The organism is Burkholderia sp. SCN-KJ (assembly GCF_024656005.1).
Classification (GTDB): domain Bacteria; phylum Pseudomonadota; class Gammaproteobacteria; order Burkholderiales; family Burkholderiaceae; genus Burkholderia.
This window is the reverse complement of sequence record NZ_JANKOG010000001.1, coordinates 315,680-334,555: the sequence shown is the minus strand read 5'-3', so window position 1 is coordinate 334,555 and position 18,876 is coordinate 315,680. Positions and strand designations below refer to the sequence as shown.

General features: G+C 68.9%; 20 protein-coding genes. 4 read left to right on the top strand and 16 right to left on the bottom strand.

The features are described from left to right. The first annotated feature begins 141 nt into the window (after window positions 1–141). From waaC to waaA, 3 genes are read left to right on the top strand one after another with little or no spacing between them, the layout of a single operon-like run. Window positions 142–1,137, top strand: a complete 996-nt coding sequence (gene waaC, locus NQV17_RS01615) for a lipopolysaccharide heptosyltransferase I (protein ID WP_257768185.1) — start codon at window positions 142–144, stop codon at window positions 1,135–1,137. Between the two features lie 55 nt (window positions 1,138–1,192). Next, window positions 1,193–2,077 (top strand): Kdo hydroxylase family protein, encoded by an 885-nt coding sequence (locus NQV17_RS01610; RefSeq protein ID WP_257768182.1) that lies wholly within the window; start codon window positions 1,193–1,195, stop codon window positions 2,075–2,077. A gap of 37 nt (window positions 2,078–2,114) precedes the next feature. Next, window positions 2,115–3,470 carry a lipid IV(A) 3-deoxy-D-manno-octulosonic acid transferase gene (waaA, locus tag NQV17_RS01605; RefSeq protein ID WP_257768180.1) on the top strand — a complete coding sequence of 452 codons (1,356 nt, stop codon included), beginning with the start codon at window positions 2,115–2,117 and terminating at the stop codon, window positions 3,468–3,470. Window positions 3,471–3,528: 58 nt separating this feature from the next. Here the strand turns inward: waaA and ureG are convergent, their stop codons facing one another. The 16 genes from ureG to hemN form a co-directional block, all read right to left on the bottom strand. Continuing rightward, on the bottom strand, window positions 3,529–4,176 hold the full coding sequence (gene ureG / locus NQV17_RS01600) for an urease accessory protein UreG (protein WP_044846268.1): 648 nt from the start codon (window positions 4,174–4,176) through the stop codon (window positions 3,529–3,531). Window positions 4,177–4,190: 14 nt separating this feature from the next. Then, a complete protein-coding gene (locus tag NQV17_RS01595; protein WP_257768177.1) occupies window positions 4,191–4,871 on the bottom strand; it encodes an urease accessory protein UreF in 681 nt (226 codons plus the stop codon). After that, a complete protein-coding gene (gene ureE / locus NQV17_RS01590) occupies window positions 4,858–5,478 on the bottom strand; it encodes an urease accessory protein UreE (RefSeq protein ID WP_257768176.1) in 621 nt (206 codons plus the stop codon). The genes NQV17_RS01595 and ureE overlap by 14 nt, the downstream gene beginning before the upstream one ends. 18 nt (window positions 5,479–5,496) lie before the next feature. Further along, window positions 5,497–7,203: an urease subunit alpha gene (ureC, locus tag NQV17_RS01585; protein ID WP_257768175.1), complete on the bottom strand. Its 1,707-nt coding sequence runs from the start codon at window positions 7,201–7,203 to the stop codon at window positions 5,497–5,499. Between the two features lie 28 nt (window positions 7,204–7,231). Continuing rightward, window positions 7,232–7,537: an urease subunit beta gene (locus NQV17_RS01580; RefSeq protein ID WP_044846264.1), complete on the bottom strand. Its 306-nt coding sequence runs from the start codon at window positions 7,535–7,537 to the stop codon at window positions 7,232–7,234. A gap of 14 nt (window positions 7,538–7,551) precedes the next feature. Then, window positions 7,552–7,854 carry an urease subunit gamma gene (ureA, locus tag NQV17_RS01575; protein ID WP_006406310.1) on the bottom strand — a complete coding sequence of 101 codons (303 nt, stop codon included), beginning with the start codon at window positions 7,852–7,854 and terminating at the stop codon, window positions 7,552–7,554. Window positions 7,855–8,090: 236 nt separating this feature from the next. Further along, on the bottom strand, window positions 8,091–8,966 hold the full coding sequence (locus NQV17_RS01570; protein WP_257768173.1) for an urease accessory protein UreD: 876 nt from the start codon (window positions 8,964–8,966) through the stop codon (window positions 8,091–8,093). A 173-nt stretch (window positions 8,967–9,139) separates the two neighbouring features. Continuing rightward, window positions 9,140–9,832: an urea ABC transporter ATP-binding subunit UrtE gene (gene urtE / locus NQV17_RS01565; protein WP_124521600.1), complete on the bottom strand. Its 693-nt coding sequence runs from the start codon at window positions 9,830–9,832 to the stop codon at window positions 9,140–9,142. Window positions 9,833–9,836: 4 nt separating this feature from the next. Beyond that, the gene (urtD, locus tag NQV17_RS01560) at window positions 9,837–10,694 is read right to left on the bottom strand and encodes an urea ABC transporter ATP-binding protein UrtD (protein ID WP_257768169.1); all 858 of its coding nucleotides are present in this window, start codon (window positions 10,692–10,694) and stop codon (window positions 9,837–9,839) included. After that, complete coding sequence (gene urtC / locus NQV17_RS01555) at window positions 10,691–11,878, bottom strand: urea ABC transporter permease subunit UrtC (protein ID WP_257768167.1); 1,188 nt, start codon at window positions 11,876–11,878, stop codon at window positions 10,691–10,693. Before urtC ends, urtD begins: the two co-directional genes overlap by 4 nt. Window position 11,879: 1 nt before the next feature. Next, window positions 11,880–13,499 carry an urea ABC transporter permease subunit UrtB gene (urtB, locus tag NQV17_RS01550; protein WP_257768165.1) on the bottom strand — a complete coding sequence of 540 codons (1,620 nt, stop codon included), beginning with the start codon at window positions 13,497–13,499 and terminating at the stop codon, window positions 11,880–11,882. A 133-nt stretch (window positions 13,500–13,632) separates the two neighbouring features. Next, a complete protein-coding gene (gene urtA / locus NQV17_RS01545) occupies window positions 13,633–14,940 on the bottom strand; it encodes an urea ABC transporter substrate-binding protein (protein WP_257768163.1) in 1,308 nt (435 codons plus the stop codon). Between the two features lie 549 nt (window positions 14,941–15,489). After that, window positions 15,490–15,813 carry a rhodanese-like domain-containing protein gene (locus NQV17_RS01540; protein WP_257768161.1) on the bottom strand — a complete coding sequence of 108 codons (324 nt, stop codon included), beginning with the start codon at window positions 15,811–15,813 and terminating at the stop codon, window positions 15,490–15,492. An 11-nt stretch (window positions 15,814–15,824) separates the two neighbouring features. Then, window positions 15,825–16,481, bottom strand: coding sequence for a protein-L-isoaspartate O-methyltransferase (locus NQV17_RS01535; RefSeq protein WP_257768159.1), 657 nt, complete (start codon window positions 16,479–16,481; stop codon window positions 15,825–15,827). 104 nt (window positions 16,482–16,585) lie between these two features. Next, window positions 16,586–16,843, bottom strand: a complete 258-nt coding sequence (locus tag NQV17_RS01530; protein ID WP_044846256.1) for a hypothetical protein — start codon at window positions 16,841–16,843, stop codon at window positions 16,586–16,588. Between the two features lie 72 nt (window positions 16,844–16,915). Continuing rightward, window positions 16,916–18,307 carry an oxygen-independent coproporphyrinogen III oxidase gene (gene hemN, locus NQV17_RS01525; RefSeq protein ID WP_257768157.1) on the bottom strand — a complete coding sequence of 464 codons (1,392 nt, stop codon included), beginning with the start codon at window positions 18,305–18,307 and terminating at the stop codon, window positions 16,916–16,918. A gap of 171 nt (window positions 18,308–18,478) precedes the next feature. Here hemN and NQV17_RS01520 point away from each other — a divergent pair, with 171 nt between their 5' ends. Beyond that, a complete protein-coding gene (locus NQV17_RS01520; RefSeq protein WP_257768155.1) occupies window positions 18,479–18,796 on the top strand; it encodes a YkgJ family cysteine cluster protein in 318 nt (105 codons plus the stop codon). Window positions 18,797–18,876: the final 80 nt, after the last annotated feature.

Below are 18,876 nucleotides of genomic sequence, written 5' to 3'. Positions count from 1 at the left end.
CAGTCGAAGGATCGTCGCGCCATTCCCGAAAAGCGGCGCACGCTGACGGCGTGCGGCCGCTTTTTGCCTGTGTGCCTCCCCGGGCGCGATAAAATCGCGTCTTTATGCCTGTCGCCGGCTGTCCGCCGGCGTTTTTTCAGCGTGCAAAAGATCCTGATCGTGCGCGTGTCGTCGCTGGGCGACGTCGTGCACAACATGCCGGTGATCGCCGATATCCGGCGCCGCCACCCCGATGCGCAGATCGACTGGCTCGTCGAGGAAAGCTTCGTCGATCTCGTGGAGCTCGTCGACGGCGTGCGCAACGTGCTGCCGTTTTCGTTGCGCCGCTGGCGCAAGAAGCCGTTCTCGGGCGCGACGTGGCGCGAGATCCGCGCGTTCCGCAAGCGCCTCGCGGCCCAGCAGTACGACCTCGTGATCGACTGCCAGGGGCTCATCAAGACGGCCTGGGTCGCGAGCTGGGCCCGCGGCCCGCTCGCCGGCCTCGGCAATCGCACCGACGGCGCCGGCTACGAATGGCCGGTGCGCTTCTTCTATCGCAAGCGCGTGCCGATCGCGCCGCGCACGCACGTCGTCGAGCGCTCGCGGCAACTCGTCGCGGCCGCGCTGGGCGACCCGGCACCGACGCCGGCCGATCCGGTCGACTTCGGCCTCGATACGCGCGCGGCGGCGCTCGCGGTGGCCGCGCTCGGCCTGAACCTGCCGGTGCCGTACGTGGTGTTCGTCCACGCGACGTCCCGTGCCGACAAGCAGTGGCCGGACGCCGCGTGGATCGAGCTCGGCCAGGCGCTCGTGCGGCGCGGCGCATCGCTCGTGCTGCCGTGGGGCAACGACGCGGAGCGCGCGACCAGCGAGCGGCTCGCGAAGGAATTCGGCGCGGCGGCGATCGTGCCGCCGAAGCTGTCGCTGCCGGCCGTAGTCGGCCTGATCGACGGCGCGGCCGCCACCGTCGGGGTTGACACAGGTCTGGTTCACATCGCGGCGGCGCTGAAGCGTCCGACGGTCGAACTGTACAATTTCGCGACGGCCTGGCGCACCGGCGGATACTGGTCGCCGAACGTCGTCAATCTCGGCACGGCGGGGCAACCGCCGTCGATCGCGCAGGTGAAGGCGGCGCTCGCGGGCTTCGGTCTCCTGTAACGCCCGCCATACGCACGCACCCGCACGAACCCGCGCGAACCCAAGCGAACCGATCATGAGCGAATCCCAGATCATCGAAGTCCCGTCCGCCGACTGGAGCGGACACAACCTGTCGACGCCGCGCGAGCAGCTGCTCGCGGCGGTCGAGGAAGGCAAGGTGCTGTATTTCCCGCACCTGCGCTTCGCGATCGAAGGCGGCGAGGAGGCGTTGCTCGATCCGGCGCTCGCCGACCCGAAACGCAAGAACATCAGCCTCGCGCCGAACGGCGGCGCGCTCATCGGCGTGCTCGGCGACAGCGTCACGCAGTCGGCCGTGCGTGCGCTGGTCGCGCGCTTCCAGCAGCAGGCCGGCACGCTCGTCGACGGCCTGTTTCCCGAATACCGTGGCAAGCTGCGCGTCGCGCCGACGAGCCTGCGGCTGATGCGGGTCGAGACGCGCCAGACATCCTGGCGCAAGGACGACAGCCGGCTGCACGTCGACGCGTTCCCGTCGCGGCCGAACTACGGCGAGCGGATCCTGCGCGTGTTCACGAACGTGAACCCGGCTGGCCAGCCACGCGTGTGGCGTGTCGGCGAGCCGTTCGAGGACGTCGCGAAGCGCTTCCTGCCGAAGATCCGGCCGCAGTTGCCGGGCTCGGCGTGGCTGTTGAACCTGCTGCACGTGACGAAGTCGCCGCGCAGCGCGTACGACCACCTGATGCTGAACCTGCACGACGGGATGAAGGCCGATCTCGACTACCAGAAGACTTGTCCACAGCAGACGATGCCGTTTCCGCCGGGCAGCGTGTGGATATGTTTCTCCGATCAGACTTCGCACGCTGTGATGTCCGGCCAGTTCATGCTCGAGCAGACCTTCTTCCTGCCGGTCGACGCGATGGTGCGTCGCGAATGCGCGCCGCTCGGGATTCTCGAGCGCCTGCAGGGCAGGGCGCTGGTTTGAGCGCGCCTTTTCACCGACGCAATACGGGGGCTGCTGCATGCTGAGGGCGATCTATCGCGCGCTGTGGTGGCTCGTCGCGCCGATCGCGGTGATCCGGCTCCTCGTGCGCTCGCGCAAGGAGCGCGGCTATCGCGAGCACATCGGCGAGCGCTTCGGCCACGTCGCCGGCCGTTCGCCGGACGATCGCGCGCCGCTGATCTGGGTGCATGCGGTGTCGGTCGGCGAGACGCGCGCCGCGCAGCCGCTGATCGACGCGCTGATGCGCGCGCGCCCCGACGCACGCATCCTGCTCACGCACATGACGCCGAGCGGCCGCGCGACCGGCGAGCAGATCTTCGGCGAGCGCGTGCTGCGCTGCTACCTGCCGTACGACATGCCGGGCGCGGTGCGGCGCTTCCTGCGCGCCTGGCGGCCGACGCTCGGCCTCGTGATGGAAACCGAGGTGTGGCCGACGCTGATCGACGAGTGCCGCCGCGCGGACGTGCCGCTCGTGCTGACCAACGCGCGGATGTCCGCGCGCTCGCATCGGCGCGCGGCGAAGTTCGGCGCGGCGGCGCGCGACGTGTTCGGCGGATTCTCGCGCGTGCTCGCGCAGAGCCCGGCCGATGCGGAGCGGCTGACGTCGCTCGGTGCACGCAACGTGGCGGTGCTCGGCAACCTGAAGTTCGACATGACGACACCGCCGGAGCTGGCCGCGCGCGGCCACGCATGGCGCGACGCGATCGGCACGCGGCCGGTGTGGGTCGCGGCCAGCACGCGCGAGAACGAGGAGGCGCTGGTGCTGCAGGCGTTCGCCGCGATGAAGACGGCCGGTGCGCTGCTGATTCTCGTGCCGCGTCATCCGCAGCGCTTCGCCGAAGTCGAAGCGCTGGTCGCGCGCAATGGGCTCAAGTGCGCGCGGCGTTCGGTGTGGGCCGCCGACGCCGCGGCGCTCGCGGCCGGCCGGCCGGCCGCCGAACCGTTGCCGGCCGACGTGACGGTGCTACTTGGCGATTCGATGGGGGAACTCGGCGCGTACTACGCGGCCGCCGACGTCGCGTTCATCGGCGGCAGCCTGCTGCCGCTCGGCGGGCAGAACCTGATCGAGGCGTGTGCGGTCGGCGTGCCGGTGCTGATCGGCCCGCACGTGTTCAACTTCACGCAGGCGACCGCCGATGCGGTCGCGGCCGGCGCGGCGATGCAGGTCGCGGATCCGCTCGATCTCGCGCACGTGCTCGACGCGCTGTTCGCCGACCACGCGCGGCGCGTCGCGATGGGCGCGGCCGGCGCCGCGTTCGCGTCGCGCCATCGCGGCGCGACCGCGCGCTCGGTCGACGTGCTCGCGGCGCTGCTGCCGCCCGTCGAGCGCGGCGGGCGTGCGATGCACGGCGCGGCCGACGCATCGGACGACTGAGCGGGCGGCGCAAGGCCGTCCCCCGGGCCGACGCGGCGGCATGTCGCCGCCGCGTCGCTCACACCGTCAGCAATCCTTTCCTTTCGATGAACGCGACGACATCGGCGACGCCCTCGAGCGCCTTCAGGTTCGTCATCACGTAAGGCCGCTCGCCGCGCATCTTCTTCGTGTCGGACGCCATCACGTCGAGGTTCGCGCCGACGAGCGGCGCGAGATCCGTCTTGTTGATCACGAGCAGGTCGGACTTCGTGATGCCCGGGCCGCCCTTGCGCGGAATCTTCTCGCCGCCTGCCACGTCGATCACGTAGATCGTCAGGTCAGACAGCTCGGGGCTGAAGGTCGCCGCGAGATTGTCGCCGCCCGATTCGATGAACACGATGTCGGCGTCGGGGAAGCGCGACAGCATGCGGTCGACGGCCTCGAGGTTGATCGACGCATCCTCGCGGATCGCCGTGTGCGGGCAGCCGCCCGTCTCGACGCCCATGATGCGTTCCTCGGGCAGCGCGCCCGCGACCGTCAGCAGGCGCTGGTCTTCCTTCGTATAGATGTCGTTCGTGATCGCGACGAGGTCGTAGCGCTCGCGCATCGCCTTGCACAGCATTTCGAGCAGCGTGGTCTTGCCGGAGCCGACCGGGCCGCCGATGCCGACGCGCAGCGGCGGCAGTTTCTTGGTGCGGCGGGCGGAGGAGGTTGCGGGTGCGTTCATGGCGTGGATCGGGTTCAGGAGCGGAACAACCGCGAATACTGGGTTTCGTGCCGCGCGGACAGGATGCCGAGCTGCGGCGCGAACGTGTTGATGGCAGCGGGCGGCGTCGCGAGCGCGCGGCGCACGGCCGCGTCGATCGCGCCGCGCAGCGCGACGATGATGCGCTGGCCGGCGAGCTGGCCGAGCGGCACCGCTTTCAGCGCGGCCGACGTCTGGTTCTCGACCCAGCCGAACGCGTATGCGGCGAGCGTGGCGTCGGCGCCGGCACCGTGTGCGGCGGCCGCGTATGCGAATGCGGTCGGCAGCGCTATCGGCGTGAGTGATGCAAGCGTCGCGCGGCGTGCGGCATCGCCCCATTCGAGCGACGCGCACAGTTGCGCGAGCGACCAGCCCATCTGCTCGGTCTCGCGGCGCAGCTCCGCCGATTCGCGGCTCGCGACGAACCATGCGTTCTCGCGCGCCAGCGCGTCGGCGTCGTGCGCGTGCCAGCGCGCGAGCTGGTGCGCGAGGAACGGCAGCTCGCCGTGTGCGAGCACGTCGGTCAGGCCGCTCGCGATCCAGTCGCGCGCGGTGTCGGCGTCGCGGATCAGGTTCGCGTCGAGCGCGGCTTCGAGTCCCTGCGAATAGCTGAACGCGCCGATCGGCAATGCGGGCGACGCGAGATGCAGCAGCGCGACGAGCTCAGTGGTGGTCATGACCGTGGTGGCCGTGCGAGCAGCCGGGACCATGCTGATGATCGTGATCGTGATCGTGATCGTGATCGTGATCGTGCGAGTGCGAGTGGCCGTGGTGTTCGCCGAAGACCTGCTGCGCGAGCGCGTAGTCCTCGGCGAACGTCGCATCGTGCCCGTGCTTGTGGCCGCCGCCATATGCGCCGGCTTCCGGCTGGAACGGTGCGCTCGTTTCCTCGACCTGCGTGCCGAGCCGGCGCAGCATGTCCGCGAGCACGGGATCGGTTTCGAGCTTCAGGTAACCGTCGCCGATCTCGACCGGCGTGTGACGGTTGCCGAGGTGATACGCGGCGCGCATCAGCGTGAGCGGGTCGGCCGCGCGCACCAGCAGCACGGTCTCGGAGGCAGCTGCGACGCGCACGAGCGCGCCGTCGTCGGCGACGAGCACGTCGCCGTCGCGCAGCACGGTGCCGCGCGGCAGCAGGACCGCGACGTCCTCGCCGGTGTCGAGCGTGGCCGCGAGGCGGCTCTTGCAGCGGGCGTCATAGGCGAGCGTGAGCGTCGGCGCGCGCGCGACGAGCGACGCGGCGAGCTTCACGTTCGGGGCAATGCGTTTGTCGAGGGTGCGCATGGAACGGAAAACCGGAAATCAGAACAGGAAATAGCGCTGCGCCATCGGCAGCACCGTCGCCGGCTCGCAGGTGAGCAGCTGGCCGTCGGCGATCACGTCGTAGGTTTCGGGATCGACGCTGATCGACGGGCGCCATGCGTTGTGGATCATGTCGGCCTTCGTCACGTTGCGGCAGTTGCGCACGGGCACGAGGCGCTTCGCGAGCCCGTAGCGTTCGGCGATGCCCGCGTCGGCGGCCATTTGCGACACGAAGGTCAGCGACGTGCGCGCGAGCGCACCGCCGCGCGTGGCGAACATCTCGCGGTAGTGGACGGGCTGCGGCGTCGGGATCGACGCGTTCGGGTCGCCCATCTGCGCCATCGCGATCATCCCGCCCTTCAGGATCATCGTCGGCTTGATCCCGAAGAATGCGGGCTCCCACAACACGAGGTCGGCCCACTTGCCGGGTTCGATCGAACCGACTTCGTGCGCGATGCCGTGCGTGATCGCCGGGTTGATCGTGTACTTCGCGACGTAGCGTTTCGCGCGGAAGTTGTCGTTGCGCGCGCCGTCCTCGGGCAGCGCGCCGCGCTGCACCTTCATCTTGTGCGCGGTCTGCCAGGTGCGGATGATCACTTCGCCGACGCGGCCCATCGCCTGCGAGTCGGACGACAGCATCGACAGCGCGCCGAGATCGTGCAGGATGTCCTCGGCTGCGATCGTCTCGCGGCGGATCCGCGACTCGGCGAACGCGAGATCCTCGGCGATCGACGGATCGAGGTGATGGCACACCATCAGCATGTCGAGATGCTCGTCGAGCGTGTTGATCGTGTACGGGCGCGTCGGGTTGGTCGACGACGGCAGCACGTTCGCTTCGCCGCACACCTTCAGGATGTCCGGCGCATGGCCGCCGCCCGCGCCTTCGGTGTGGTACGTGTGGATCGTGCGGCCCTTGAACGCGGCGACGGTCGATTCGACGAAGCCGCCTTCGTTCAGCGTATCGGTGTGGATCGCGACCTGCGTGTCGGTATCGTCGGCGACCGACAGGCAGTTGTCGATCGCGGCGGGCGTCGTGCCCCAGTCTTCATGCAGCTTCAGGCCGATCGCGCCGGCCGCGATCTGCTCGACGAGCGGCTGCGGCAGGCTCGCGTTGCCCTTGCCGAGGAAGCCGAGGTTGATCGGCCAGCCGTCGGCCGCCTGCAGCATGCGCTCCATGTGCCACGGGCCCGGCGTGCAGGTCGTCGCGTTGGTGCCGGTGGCCGGCCCCGTGCCGCCGCCGAGCATCGTCGTGACGCCCGATGCGAGCGCTTCGTCGATCTGCTGTGGGCTGATGAAGTGGATGTGCGTGTCGATGCCGCCGGCCGTCACGATCAGCCCTTCGCCGGCGATCACTTCGGTCGCCGCGCCGATCGCGATCGTCACGCCGGGCTGGATGTCGGGATTGCCGGCCTTGCCGATCGCGGCGATGCGGCCGTGCTTGATCGCGATGTCGGCCTTCACGATGCCCCAGTGATCGAGGATCACCGCGTTCGTGATGATCGTGTCGGGCACGTCGGCGGCCACGCGCTGCGACTGGCCCATCCCGTCGCGAATCACCTTCCCGCCGCCGAATTTCACCTCCTCGCCGTAGGTCGTGAAGTCGCGTTCGATCTCGATCAACAGTTCGGTATCGGCGAGCCGCACGCGGTCGCCCGTCGTCGGCCCGAACATTTCCGCGTACGCGCGGCGGCTCAAGCGTAGTGTCATGTGCTGTTCCTGAAGAGCGGGGCGCGGCTTACAGCGGCCCCATCACCTTGCCCTGAAAACCATAGACGGCGCGTTCGCCGGCCAGCTCGACGAGCTCGACGGTGCGCGTCTGGCCCGGCTCGAAGCGCACGGCCGTGCCGGCCGCGATGTTGAGCCGGAAGCCGCGCGCGGCCGCGCGATCGAACGACAGCGCGTCGTTGACTTCGAAGAAGTGGTAGTGCGAGCCGACCTGCACCGGGCGGTCGCCGGTGTTCGCGACGACGAGCGAGATCGTCGCGCGGCCCGCGTTCAGTTCGTGCTCGCCGTCGTCGGTGAGGATTTCGCCGGGGATCATGCGTGCTACCTCGGTCACGGGATCGGGTGGTGGACGGTCACGAGCTTGGTGCCGTCCGGGAAGGTCGCCTCGACCTGGATGTCGGGGATCATCTCCGGCACGCCATCCATCACGTCGTCGCGCGTGAGCAGCGTCGTGCCGTAGTGCATCACCTCGGCGACGGTCTTGCCGTCGCGCGCGGCTTCCATCAGTGCGGCGGTGATGAACGCGACCGCTTCCGGATAGTTGAGCTTCAGCCCGCGCGCGCGGCGGCGCTCGGCCAGCAGCGCTGCCGTGAAGATCAGCAGCTTGTCCTTTTCTCGGGGAGTCAGTTTCATGAAGGCAGTCGTTCAGGAAAACGTAATTTTTATCGGTGCGCGGGATGCCGGCGGGGGCGCGGTTCATCGTAGCACCGCGCCGTTCTTTCTGCGTCGTGTATCCGATATGTAAGCAGCAAGGTGCGTGCCATGTCGGTGCAGCGCGCGGCGGTGCGCGATCGTGGTGCGCGATGCATGGATCGTGGGCAGCGCGGGCGGCGCTGCTGCGCCGAAACGGTGCGTGCCGGGCCGCGCGCTCAGGTCTGCCAGAGGCGCAGCGGTCGCGCGTCGACGCCGTGCACGAGCGGGCGCAGGTGGAGCCAGCAGTCGGTGAAGTGACGCTGCAGCGCTTCCATCGACGTCGACACCGCGCGCACCAGCACGACGCCCGGCGTCACGCAGGTCGCGCCCGCGCGCAGCGTGTCGTCGAACGGCATCCGCGCGGCAAGCGTTTCGGCGAGCGCGGAATCGCACGCGGTGCCGGCCGCCCACAGCGTGCCGTACACGGGAAAGCCGGCGAGGCCCTGCAGCGCGCCGCGCAGCGGATCGTGCGCGTCGAGCAGCGCGCGCTCGGTCCACAGCGGCCGGCCGTCGGCATCGACGAGTGCCGAACCCGACACGATGCGGCCCGCCGACCACGTTTCGCCGGCCGCCTGCCGGCCGAGCTGCGTCGCGTCCCAGCCGATCGCGCTCGCGCCCGCGCCGAGCGTCACCGTGAAGTCCAGCGCGGCGTGGGCTGCGTCGAAGAACAGGTTGTTCTGCGGCAGCCAGTCGAGCTTCGCGTGCGCGCCGACCGTGATGCCGATGCGTTGCGTCGCGTCGAGGCCGTTCGACTTGTACCACTTGGTCGCGCCGGGCGTCGTCAGCACCGCGTGCGTGCCGTCGCCGAGCGCGATGTCGATGTCGAGCCGGTCGCCGCCCGCGACGCCGCCCGGCGGATGGACGATGACCGCGTGGCAGATCGCGTCGCCTTCCGGATACAGCGGCCGCTGCACGCGCAGCGGGCCGTCGTGCAGCCGATGGACGAGCGTCGTGCGCGCGCCGTGCCGTTCGAAGCCGAGTTCGAGACGGCCGCGCCACGACTTGGCGACGGCGGGGCGGGACAGCGGGGCGTGGGAATCGAGGGCGGACATCGGCGGGAAGCAGGGAACGGGCGCGGTGATCGAGGATGCTACCGCAACACTATACGCTTGGGTGTTCGGGTTGCCGAACGTGGCGAAGGGGAGCGGCGACGGCGCCGGCCATCGCGTGACATGCGTCGACCGTCGGCGCCACGCGTGGGCGCAATCATGCGCTGCGTGGCGCGCTACACCGCGATCAGCTCGCGCACGCCGTTCGTTTCCATGTCCCGCGCGTCGCCGCCGGCGATGACCTCGCCGCGGCTCATCACCCAGTAATGGTCTGCGATCGAGCGCGCGAAGTCGTAATACTGTTCGACGAGCAGCACGGTCATCTTCGATTCGTCGACGAGCTGACGCAGCGTACGGCCGATGTCCTGGATGATCGACGGCTGGATGCCCTCGGTCGGCTCGTCGAGGATCAGCAACTGCGGCTCGCTCATCAGCGCGCGGCCGATCGCGAGCTGCTGCTGCTGGCCGCCCGACAGGTCGCCGCCGCGCCGGGCACGCATGTCCTTCAGCACCGGGAACAGGTCGTAGATGCGGTCGGGCACTTTCGATGGCGCCTTGCGGCTTGCCGCGCCGACGAGCAGGTTCTCCTCGACGGTGAGTCGCGGAAAGATGTCGCGGCCCTGCGGCACGTACGCGAGCCCGGCCGCGACGCGCGCATACGGCGGCAGTGCGCCGAGCGCGGTGCCGCGCCACGACACGCTGCCGCTCTTCGCGGCGACGACGCCCATCAGGCAGCGCAGCAGCGTGCTCTTGCCGACGCCGTTGCGGCCGAGCAGCACGGTGAGCTTGCCGTCGTCGGCGGCCAGCGTCACGTTGCGCAGGATGTGGCTGCCGCCGTAGTACTGGTTCAGTGCATCGATCTTCAGCATTGCGTCACCGTCCGAGATAAGACTCGATCACCGCGTCGTCGCGCTTGACCTGGTCGAGCGTGCCTTGCGCGAGCACCGCGCCTTCGGCCATCACCGTCACGCGGCCCGTGTCGCCCGCGAGCGCCGCGACGAACTCCATGTCGTGCTCGACGACCATCATCGAGCAGGTGCCGCGCAGCGTGTTCAGCAGCTTCGCGAGTTCCATCGTCTCGTGGTCGGTCATCCCGGCCGCCGGCTCGTCGAGCAGCAAGAGGGCGGGGCGCTGCATCAGCAGCATGCCGATCTCGAGCCGCTGCTTCTGCCCGTGCGACAGCTCGCCGGCCGCGCGATACGCGTCGCTTTCGAGGCCGATCAGCACGAGTGTCTCCTCGATCTTCGCCTGCGCCGCGCGGTCGAGCCGCGCGCGCAGCGACGCGAGCCAGCCCTTGTCGGTCTGCATCGCCAGTTCGAGGTTTTCCCAAACCGGATGCTGTTCGAACACGGTCGGCTTCTGGAACTTGCGGCCGATCCCCGCACGCGCGATCGCGGGTTCGTTCATCCGCGCGAGGTCGATGGTCTGGCCGAGAAACACCTTGCCCGCATCGGGGCGCGTCTTGCCGGTGATCACGTCCATCATCGTCGTCTTGCCCGCGCCGTTCGGGCCGATCACGCAGCGCAGCTCGCCCGCGTCGATCGCGAGCGACAGCTTGTTCAGCGCGCGAAAGCCGTCGAAGCTCACCTCGATGTCCTCGAGGTAGAGAATCGTGCCGTGCGACGTGTCGATGCCGGGCGGCGCCACGCGGCCCATCGATGCGCTGCCGCTGACGGCCAGCAGCTCGTCCTCGGGCGGTGGCGTGAACTGGTAGAGGGCGGTGCCGTTCATCCGCGTTTCCCCTTTGCGAGCAGCGTGTCGACGAGGCCCATGATGCCGCGCGGCAGCAGAAGCGGCACGAGCACGAAGATCAGGCCGAGAAAGAACAGCCAGTATTCGGCGAAGTACGCGGTAAAGAGGCTCTTCGCGCCGTTCACCGCGAACGCGCCGACGATCGGCCCGATCAGCGTGCCGCGCCCGCCCACCGCGACCCAGATCGCCATCTCGATCGAGTTGCCGGGCGACATCTCGCCGGGGTTGATGATGCCGACCTGCGGCACGTACAACGCGCCCGCGATCCCGCACAGCACGGCCGACAGCGTCCACACGAACAGCTTGTACGCGAGCGGGCTGTAGCCGAGGAACATCAGCCGCGTCTCGCCGTCGCGCACCGCGGTGACCACGCGCCCGAGCTTGCTGGTGACGATTGCGCGCGCGACGATGAACGCGAGCACGAGCGTCGCGAAGGTCAGCAGCAGCAGCACCGTGCGCGTGCCGGGCGACGTGATCGGAAACCCGGCGATGCGCTTGAAGTCGGTGAAGCCGTTGTTGCCGCCGAAGCCCGTCTCGTTGCGAAAGAACAGCAGCATCGCGGCGAACGTCAGCGCCTGCGTGATGATCGACAGGTACACGCCCTTCACGCGCGAGCGGAACGTGAAGAAGCCGAACACCCACGCGAGCACGGCCGGCACGAGCACGACCAGCGCGAGCGCCCACGCGAGATGCTGCGTGCCGCTCCAGTACCACGGCAGCTGATGCCAGTCGAGAAACACCATGAAGTCGGGCAGGTCGCTGCCGTACTTGCCGTCGCGGCCGATCTCGCGCATCAGGTACATGCCGATCGCATAACCGCCGAGCGCGAAGAAGAGGCCGTGGCCGAGGCTGAGAATGCCGCAGTAGCCCCACACGAGATCGAGCGCAAGCGCGGCGATCGCGTAGCACATCAGCTTGCCGGCGAGCGTCATCGCATACGCGGACAGATGGAACGCGCTCGACTCGGGCGCGACCAGCGCGGCGAGCGGCACGCCGATGCCGATCGCGAGGCACAGCGCGACGAGCGCGAGCCATGCGCGGCGCGACAGCAGCGCGGGGCGGGGCGGCAGGCCGAGCGCGAATTTTTCTTCCGCACGCGCGGCGGCGGCGGGCTTCGGCGCGTCGGCGATCGGTTTCGACAACGAATCGGTGATTGAAGTCATGTCAGGCCTCCGCGCTGCGTCCCTTCGGGGCGAACATGCCCTGTGGACGTTTCTGGATGAACAGCACGATCATCACGAGCACCGCGATCTTCGCGAGCACGGCGCCCCAGAACGGCTCGATCGCCTTGCTGACGAGGCCGAGCCCGAAGCCGCCGAGCACGGTGCCGGCGATCTGGCCGACGCCGCCGAGCACGACCGCCATGAACGAATCGATGATGTAGTTCTGCCCGAGGTCGGGGCCCACGTTGCCGATCTGCGACAGCGCGCAGCCGCCGAGGCCCGCGATGCCCGCGCCGAACGCGAACGCATACGCATCGACGCGCGCGGTCTTCACGCCGACGCATGCGGCCATCCGGCGGTTCTGCGTGACTGCGCGTACGAACAGGCCGAGCCGCGTCTTCGTCAGCACGCCCCACGCGACGCACACGACCGCGAGCGCGAACGCGAGGATCGCGAGCCGGTTGTACGGCAGGATCAGGTTCTGCATCACGGTGACGCCGCCGCTCATCCACGACGGGTTCACGACCTGCACGTTCTGCGCGCCGAACAGCATGCGCGTCGCCTGGATCAGGATCAGGCTCACGCCGAAGGTCGCGAGCAGCGTCTCGAGCGGGCGGCCGTACAGGTGCCGCAGCACGAGGCGTTCGAGCACGATGCCGACCAGCGCGGCCGCCGCGAACGAGGCGGGCACCGCGACGAGCGGATACCAGTCGAACGCGGCCGGCGCGTAGCGCTGGATCAGCGTCTGCACGACATAGGTTGCGTACGCACCGATCATCAGGAATTCGCCGTGCGCCATGTTGATCACGCCGATCAGCCCGTACGTGATCGCGAGGCCGAGCGCCGCGAGCAGCAGCACGCTGCCGAGCGACAGGCCCGCGAACACGGTGCCGGCGATCTCGCCGCGGCGCTGCAGCGCGTGCAATGCGTCGAGGCCTTGCTGCGCGGCGTCGCGCACGCGCGCGTCGGGTTCCGTGTAGCTGCCGTCGGCATTCTTCGCGACGAGCGGGCGCAACTGCTCGATCATGTCGAGGTCGCGGCGCGCGGCCACCACCTGCACGGCTTCGAGACGCTTCGCCGGATCGGCGTCGTGCAGCGCGGCGATGGCCCACAGTGCGTCGAGGCGGCGCTTCAGCGCGGGATCGGTTTCCTTCGCGCGCGCGCGATCGATCATCGGCTTGAGCGCCGGGTCGGGTGACTTCAGCAGCGCGTCGATCGCGTCGCGGCGCGCGGCGACGTCGGGCGAGGCGAGTGCGAGGCCCGACAGCGCGACGGCGATCTTCGTGCGCAGCAGGTTGTTCAGCATCACGGGCTGCGCGTCGCCGGCCGGGGTCGCGGCTTGCGTGAGCGCGTCGTGCGCGGTGTCGCCGGTCTGGATCAGCAGGCGGCCGTCGCCGGTCGCGAGCGCGTCGCCGCTCGACAGCGCATTGAGCAACGCGACGGCGCGCGGGTCGGCATCGGCGGCAAGATGGTCGACTGCGGCCGTCTTCGCGTCGAAGTCGTCGCCGGCGAGCGCGGCGGTATCGGCGGCCGTCAGGGCGAACGCGGCGCGCGGCAGCGCGCCCGCCAGCGCGGCACAGGCGACGAACGCAACGGCGGCGCGGCGAAAGCGTGTAGGCATCGGGAGATCCTGTCGGGCGTGGGAAAGCGGGTTCGTGCGGCGGTGCGCGTGCGATTCGTTACAGTGAGTACCGGCATTCGCGCACCTGCCTGCAAGCGGAGCGCCACGCCGGTGCGCAGCGCCCCGCATCGCATCAGACCAGCGCCGCGCGCTGCCGGCGCAGGAACGCCGGGATCGAGCTGACGATGTCCGGCTTGCCCTGGTTGCCCGCGATGAACGGGCTCCACGGCTGCGCGCGCACCGCGGTCTTCGTCTTCCACACGACGTTGAATTGCCCGTCGCCGCGGATCTCGCCGATCATCACCGGCTTGTGCAGGTGATGGTTGCCGTCCATCGAGAGCGTGAAGCCCGAGGGGCCGGCAACCGTCTGGCCGATCATCGCGACGCGTACCTTGTCGACGTCGGTGCTCTTCGCCTTTTCGACGGCCTGCTTCCACATGTGGATGCCCACGTAGGTCGCCTCCATCGGATCGTTCGTCACGCGCTTCGCGCCGCCCGGCAGGTTGTTCGCCTTCACCCACGCGGCGAACTGGTCCTTGAACTTCGTGTTGGTCGGGTTCTTCACCGACATGAAGTAGTTCCACGCGGCGAGATGGCCGACGAGCGGCTTCGTGTCGATCCCGCGCAGCTCTTCCTCGCCGACCGAGAACGCGACCACCGGCACGTCGGTCGCCTTGATCCCCTGGTTGCCGAGCTCCTTGTAGAACGGCACGTTCGAATCGCCGTTGATCGTCGAGACCACGGTCGTCTTGCCGCCCTGGGCGAAGTTCTTGATGTTCGCGACGATCGTCTGGTAATCGCTGTGGCCGAACGGTGTGTAGACCTCCTGAATGTCGGCGTCCTTCACGCCCTTCGATTTCAGGAACGCGCGCAGGATCTTGTTGGTCGTGCGCGGATACACATAGTCGGTGCCGAGCAGGAAGAAGCGCTTCGCGCCGCCGCCTTCCGCGCTCATCAGGTACTCGACGGCGGGGATTGCCTGCTGGTTCGGCGCGGCGCCCGTGTAGAACACGTTGCGCGACATTTCCTCGCCTTCGTATTGCACCGGGTAGTAGAGCAGGCCGTTCAGTTCCTCGAACACCGGCAGCACCGACTTGCGCGACACCGACGTCCAGCAGCCGAACACGCACGCGACCTTGTCCTGCGTGAGCAGCTGGCGCGCCTTCTCCGCGAACAGCGGCCAGTTCGATGCGGGATCGACGACCACCGGCTCGAGCTTGCGGCCCATCACGCCGCCGTTCTTGTTGATCTCGGCGATCGTCATCAGCGCCGTGTCCTTCAGCGACGTTTCGGAGATCGCCATCGTGCCCGACAGCGAATGCAGGATGCCGACCTTGATCGGGCCCGTGCCCGCATCGGCCGCGTGCGCGAACGGACTCTTGCCTGCCAGCGCGAGTGCACCGGCCATCGAACCGAACTTCAACAGACTGCGACGTTTCATCGGGATCCCCTTGTCGTGTTGGATGTGCGTGCGCCGTGGCGGCGCCGGCATCGGAGTAACGCAAGGCATGTGCCAGTCGCGCCGATGCACGCCGGGCGTGCCTGCGAGGGACGGCGCGGGGCGCCGGCGCGGTGCGCATGACGCGTCGTGCAGCATGCGCGATCCGTTGCGGTGCGCTCGCGCGGGCGCAAATGGTGCACGGCGTGCGCCCGTGTTCGAGCGCGAGCGTCACACGTCGAAGGAGGTGCGGCGCGTGATCGATGCGCACGCATCCGGCCGCGTCGTGTCGGCGTCGCACGCGTACGGTGTGGTCATGAAGTGCCAGCGGGAAGGGCGAGGCGCTCCGCTCGACGGGTGCCTTGCCCGGGTTCTCGCCGCCTCGTCATCGAGCGGACGCAGATGGCCGGCGTGCTGAAACAAACGGAAGAGGATGGAACGGAGCAGCAGAAACGCAAACGGGCGCGCGATGCGCGCCCGTTCGGCGGGATTGGAGCGATCGGCTATTACTCGCCGGTCGCCGTGGCGGCGCGCGACGCGCCGCCGGGAAGGTCAGTAACGCGGTATGGACGGATCGACGTCACGCGACCACGCGTCGATCCCGCCCTGCAGGTTGTACAGCTTCGTGAAGCCGCGCGATTCGAGGAACATCGCGACCTGCGCGCTGCGCATCCCGTGATGGCACACGCAGACGATTTCCGCTTCGTCGTCGAGCTCCTCGCTGCGCGCGGGGATCTGCTGCATCGGGATCGACACGCTGCCGGCGATTTGCGCGGTCGAGATTTCCCACGGCTCGCGCACGTCGAGCACGACCGGCGCGGGGCGCGCCGGATCGCGAAGCCATTCCGCGAGCATCGCGGGCGTCAGGATCTGCATGGGGCCGCCGCTCAGAACTTGAAACGCGACGGTTCGATCGCGTTGACGAGGTGGTCGACGTAGGTCTCGAACACGTCGGCGACGCGGTACTGCTTGTCGTCGATGCGCGTGATGATCTGCGCCTTCATCACCGGACGGCCGCCGACGAACGCCGACAGGCGGCCGCCGATCTTCAGCTGTTCGAGCATCTGCTGCGGTACGACCGGCAGGCCGCCTGCGACGCAGATCACGTCGTACGGCGCCTTGTCGGGCCAGCCGAGCGAACCGTCGCCGAGCGCGACTTCCGCGTTCGTCACGCCGTCGTTGCGCAGGTTGTCGGCCGCGAACTTCGCGATGGCCGGATCGATCTCGACGGCCGTCACGTGCTGCGCGCGATGCGCGAACAGCGCGGCCAGATAGCCCGAACCCGCGCCGATCACGAGCACGTTCTCGTGCTTCTTGACCGCCAGTTCCTGCAGCACGCGCGCTTCGACGCGCGGGAACAGCATCTTGCTGCGGCCGCCGGGCAGCGGCAGCTCGAGGTCGGCGAACGCGAGATCGCGGTGTTCGGGCGACACGTAGTGTTCACGCTTGACGATCGACAGCAGGCCCAGGACGTCCAGATCCAGCACGTCCCACGGCCGGATCTGTTGTTCGATCATGTTGAAACGCGCGTTTTCGATATTCATGGTGTGGTCACGCAGCCAGGTCGGCCATCAGCGGGGATAGAGAAACTTCGTGATTGTACCAAACGGGGCGGCGGCGAAGCCTTCAGACGGCCTGCAACAGACCTTTACGCCTTGCTCTTCTTGATCTGCGCCTCGAACGCGAGGTCGAGCTTGCTCGCCTTGCGCGGCTTTTTGGGGCCGAATTCGTCGACGAACCTGACGAATTCGTCGAGCGGCAGCGGCTCGCTGCGTTTCTCGGCGGTGCCGCCGGAGCGGTCGACCAGGTAGAACAGGCCGCCCGCCATCGCGACGGCGGCGAACTGCGGGTTGCCGGAACGGGTCTTCAGGCGTTCGACCGCGTGGGTTGCTTTGGTGGTGCGCATCGGGCGGGTTCTTGCAGGGGCGTGGAGCCCCTTACTTTATCAAACCGGCCGCCCGCATGCGGCCGTGCGGTGTCAGACGGTGCGCGAGTAGCGCTGATGCGACGTCCGGCCGAGGTACGCGTCGAACGCCATCGCGATGTTCCGCACGACCATCCGGCCGGCCGGATGGATCGTCAGGCGGTCGCCGGCGACGGTCAGCAGGCCGTCCTGCTCGAACCCGCGCAGCGCGTCGAGCTCGCGCGCGAAGTGATCGGCGAAGCGGATCCCGTGCGCCGCCTCGATATGCGAGAACGGCAGTTCGAGGTTGCACATCAGCTGCGTGATCACGTCGCGGCGCAGCCGGTCGTCGGGCGTGAGCCGCACGCCGCGCGCGATCGGCAGCCGGCCCGCGTCGAGCGCGGCACCATAGGCCGGCAGGTCCTTCGCGTTCTGTGCGTAGACGTCGCCGACCTTGCCGATCGACGACACGCCGAAGCCGACCAGGTCGGTATCCGCGCGCGTGCTGTAGCCCTGGAAATTGCGTTGCAGCGTGCCGTTGCGCTGCGCGCGCACGAGTTCGTCGGACGGCCGCGCGAAGTGGTCCATCCCGATGTACACGTAGCCGGCCTGCGTCAGCATGTCGATCGCGAGGCCAAGCAGTGCGATGCGCGTTTCGGGCGGCGGCAGCGTCGCGTCGTCGATCTGCCGCTGCATCTTGAACAGGTGCGGCATGTGCGCGTAGCCGAATACCGACAGGCGGTCCGGCGCGAGCTCGATGATCGTCTCGAGCGTGCGCGCGAACACGGCGACCGTCTGGTGCGGCAGCCCGTAGATCAGGTCGACGCTGACCGATTGGAAGCCCGTCGTGCGCGCGGCCGACAGCAGGTCGGCCGTCATCGCGAGCGGCTGGATCCGGTTGATCGCCTGCTGCACGACCGGATCGAAATCCTGCACGCCGAGGCTCAGCCGGTTGAAGCCGATGTTGCGCAGGTGGACGAGCGTCGCGGGCGTGACCGTGCGCGGGTCGATCTCGATCGAGAACTCGGCGTCGGCGTCCGGCGCGAGCGCGAAATGTTCGCGGGTGGCCGCCATCAGCTCGGCCGTTTCGTCATCGGACAGGAAGGTCGGCGTGCCGCCGCCCCAGTGAAGCTGCGTGACCGGGCGCGCGGGATCGAACAGCGCGGCCTGCAGCGCCAGTTCGCGCTTCAGTTGCTCGAGATACGGGCGCGCGCGGCGGCGGTTGTTGGTCGCGATCTTGTTGCAGCCGCAATAGAAGCAGGCCGTGTTGCAGAACGGGATGTGGAAGTACAGCGACAGGTCGCTCGCCGACGCACCGGGATCGCCCGCGGCGCGCACGTAGTCGGCCGGGTCGAACGCGTCGCGGAACTGCAGCGCGGTGGGGTAGGACGTATAGCGCGGCCCGTTCGCGCCGTACTTCGCGAGCAAATCGGGACGGAACAGTGTGTCGGCAGAACCGGAACTCATGATGGTCTCGCGCTTTTTAGATGCTTTGGAGTATATGAACGCGCGTTTCGGCTGCATTGTGTAATAACGTCGCAGCCGGCGGTGGCACAATGCGCAGTGGGCTGCCGCACGCTGCGTCCGGTTGCCGCACCGTTTTTTTGTTGTTCGTGAGAGAGCCGAGTGTCCGTCGAAATGCCTGTCCGTCCGGCGCCCGCCGATGTCCCGCCGCCGCATGCGTGCCGCGAGGGATGCGGCGCATGCTGCATCGCGCCGTCGATTTCCTCGCCGATTCCGGGAATGCCCGACGGCAAGCCGGCCGGCGTGCGCTGCGTGCAGCTCGGCGACGACCTGCGCTGCCGGATCTTCGGCCGGCCCGAGCGGCCCGCGTGCTGTTCCGGGCTGCAGCCGTCCGCCGAGATGTGCGGTGCGTCGCGCGACGACGCGCTCGCGTGGCTGACGCGCCTCGAGATCGCGACGCAGCCGTCGCCCGGCGCCGGCGCGGCCCGCTGACGTGCTGCCCGCGCTGTCGTTTGCCGGCACGCGCATGGAACCGGCGACGCGCGTCGAAGCACTAACTTCGGTCCCCAGTG

Bases quoted from the DNA above. Each gene is read 5' to 3' on its own strand.
- NQV17_RS01610 (WP_257768182.1), top strand. From the start codon at position 1,193: ATGAGCGAATCCCAGATCATCGAAGTCCCGTCCGCCGACTGGAGCGGA.
- waaA (WP_257768180.1), top strand. From the start codon at position 2,115: ATGCTGAGGGCGATCTATCGCGCGCTGTGGTGGCTCGTCGCGCCGATC.
- ureG (WP_044846268.1), bottom strand. From the start codon at position 4,176: ATGAACGCACCCGCAACCTCCTCCGCCCGCCGCACCAAGAAACTGCCG.
- NQV17_RS01595 (WP_257768177.1), bottom strand. From the start codon at position 4,871: ATGACCACCACTGAGCTCGTCGCGCTGCTGCATCTCGCGTCGCCCGCA.
- ureE (WP_257768176.1), bottom strand. From the start codon at position 5,478: ATGCGCACCCTCGACAAACGCATTGCCCCGAACGTGAAGCTCGCCGCG.
- ureC (WP_257768175.1), bottom strand. From the start codon at position 7,203: ATGACACTACGCTTGAGCCGCCGCGCGTACGCGGAAATGTTCGGGCCG.
- NQV17_RS01580 (WP_044846264.1), bottom strand. From the start codon at position 7,537: ATGATCCCCGGCGAAATCCTCACCGACGACGGCGAGCACGAACTGAAC.
- ureA (WP_006406310.1), bottom strand. From the start codon at position 7,854: ATGAAACTGACTCCCCGAGAAAAGGACAAGCTGCTGATCTTCACGGCA.
- NQV17_RS01570 (WP_257768173.1), bottom strand. From the start codon at position 8,966: ATGTCCGCCCTCGATTCCCACGCCCCGCTGTCCCGCCCCGCCGTCGCC.
- urtE (WP_124521600.1), bottom strand. From the start codon at position 9,832: ATGCTGAAGATCGATGCACTGAACCAGTACTACGGCGGCAGCCACATC.
- urtD (WP_257768169.1), bottom strand. From the start codon at position 10,694: ATGAACGGCACCGCCCTCTACCAGTTCACGCCACCGCCCGAGGACGAG.
- urtC (WP_257768167.1), bottom strand. From the start codon at position 11,878: ATGACTTCAATCACCGATTCGTTGTCGAAACCGATCGCCGACGCGCCG.
- urtB (WP_257768165.1), bottom strand. From the start codon at position 13,499: ATGCCTACACGCTTTCGCCGCGCCGCCGTTGCGTTCGTCGCCTGTGCC.
- urtA (WP_257768163.1), bottom strand. From the start codon at position 14,940: ATGAAACGTCGCAGTCTGTTGAAGTTCGGTTCGATGGCCGGTGCACTC.
- NQV17_RS01540 (WP_257768161.1), bottom strand. From the start codon at position 15,813: ATGCAGATCCTGACGCCCGCGATGCTCGCGGAATGGCTTCGCGATCCG.
- NQV17_RS01535 (WP_257768159.1), bottom strand. From the start codon at position 16,481: ATGAATATCGAAAACGCGCGTTTCAACATGATCGAACAACAGATCCGG.
- NQV17_RS01530 (WP_044846256.1), bottom strand. From the start codon at position 16,843: ATGCGCACCACCAAAGCAACCCACGCGGTCGAACGCCTGAAGACCCGT.
- hemN (WP_257768157.1), bottom strand. From the start codon at position 18,307: ATGAGTTCCGGTTCTGCCGACACACTGTTCCGTCCCGATTTGCTCGCG.
- NQV17_RS01520 (WP_257768155.1), top strand. From the start codon at position 18,479: ATGCCTGTCCGTCCGGCGCCCGCCGATGTCCCGCCGCCGCATGCGTGC.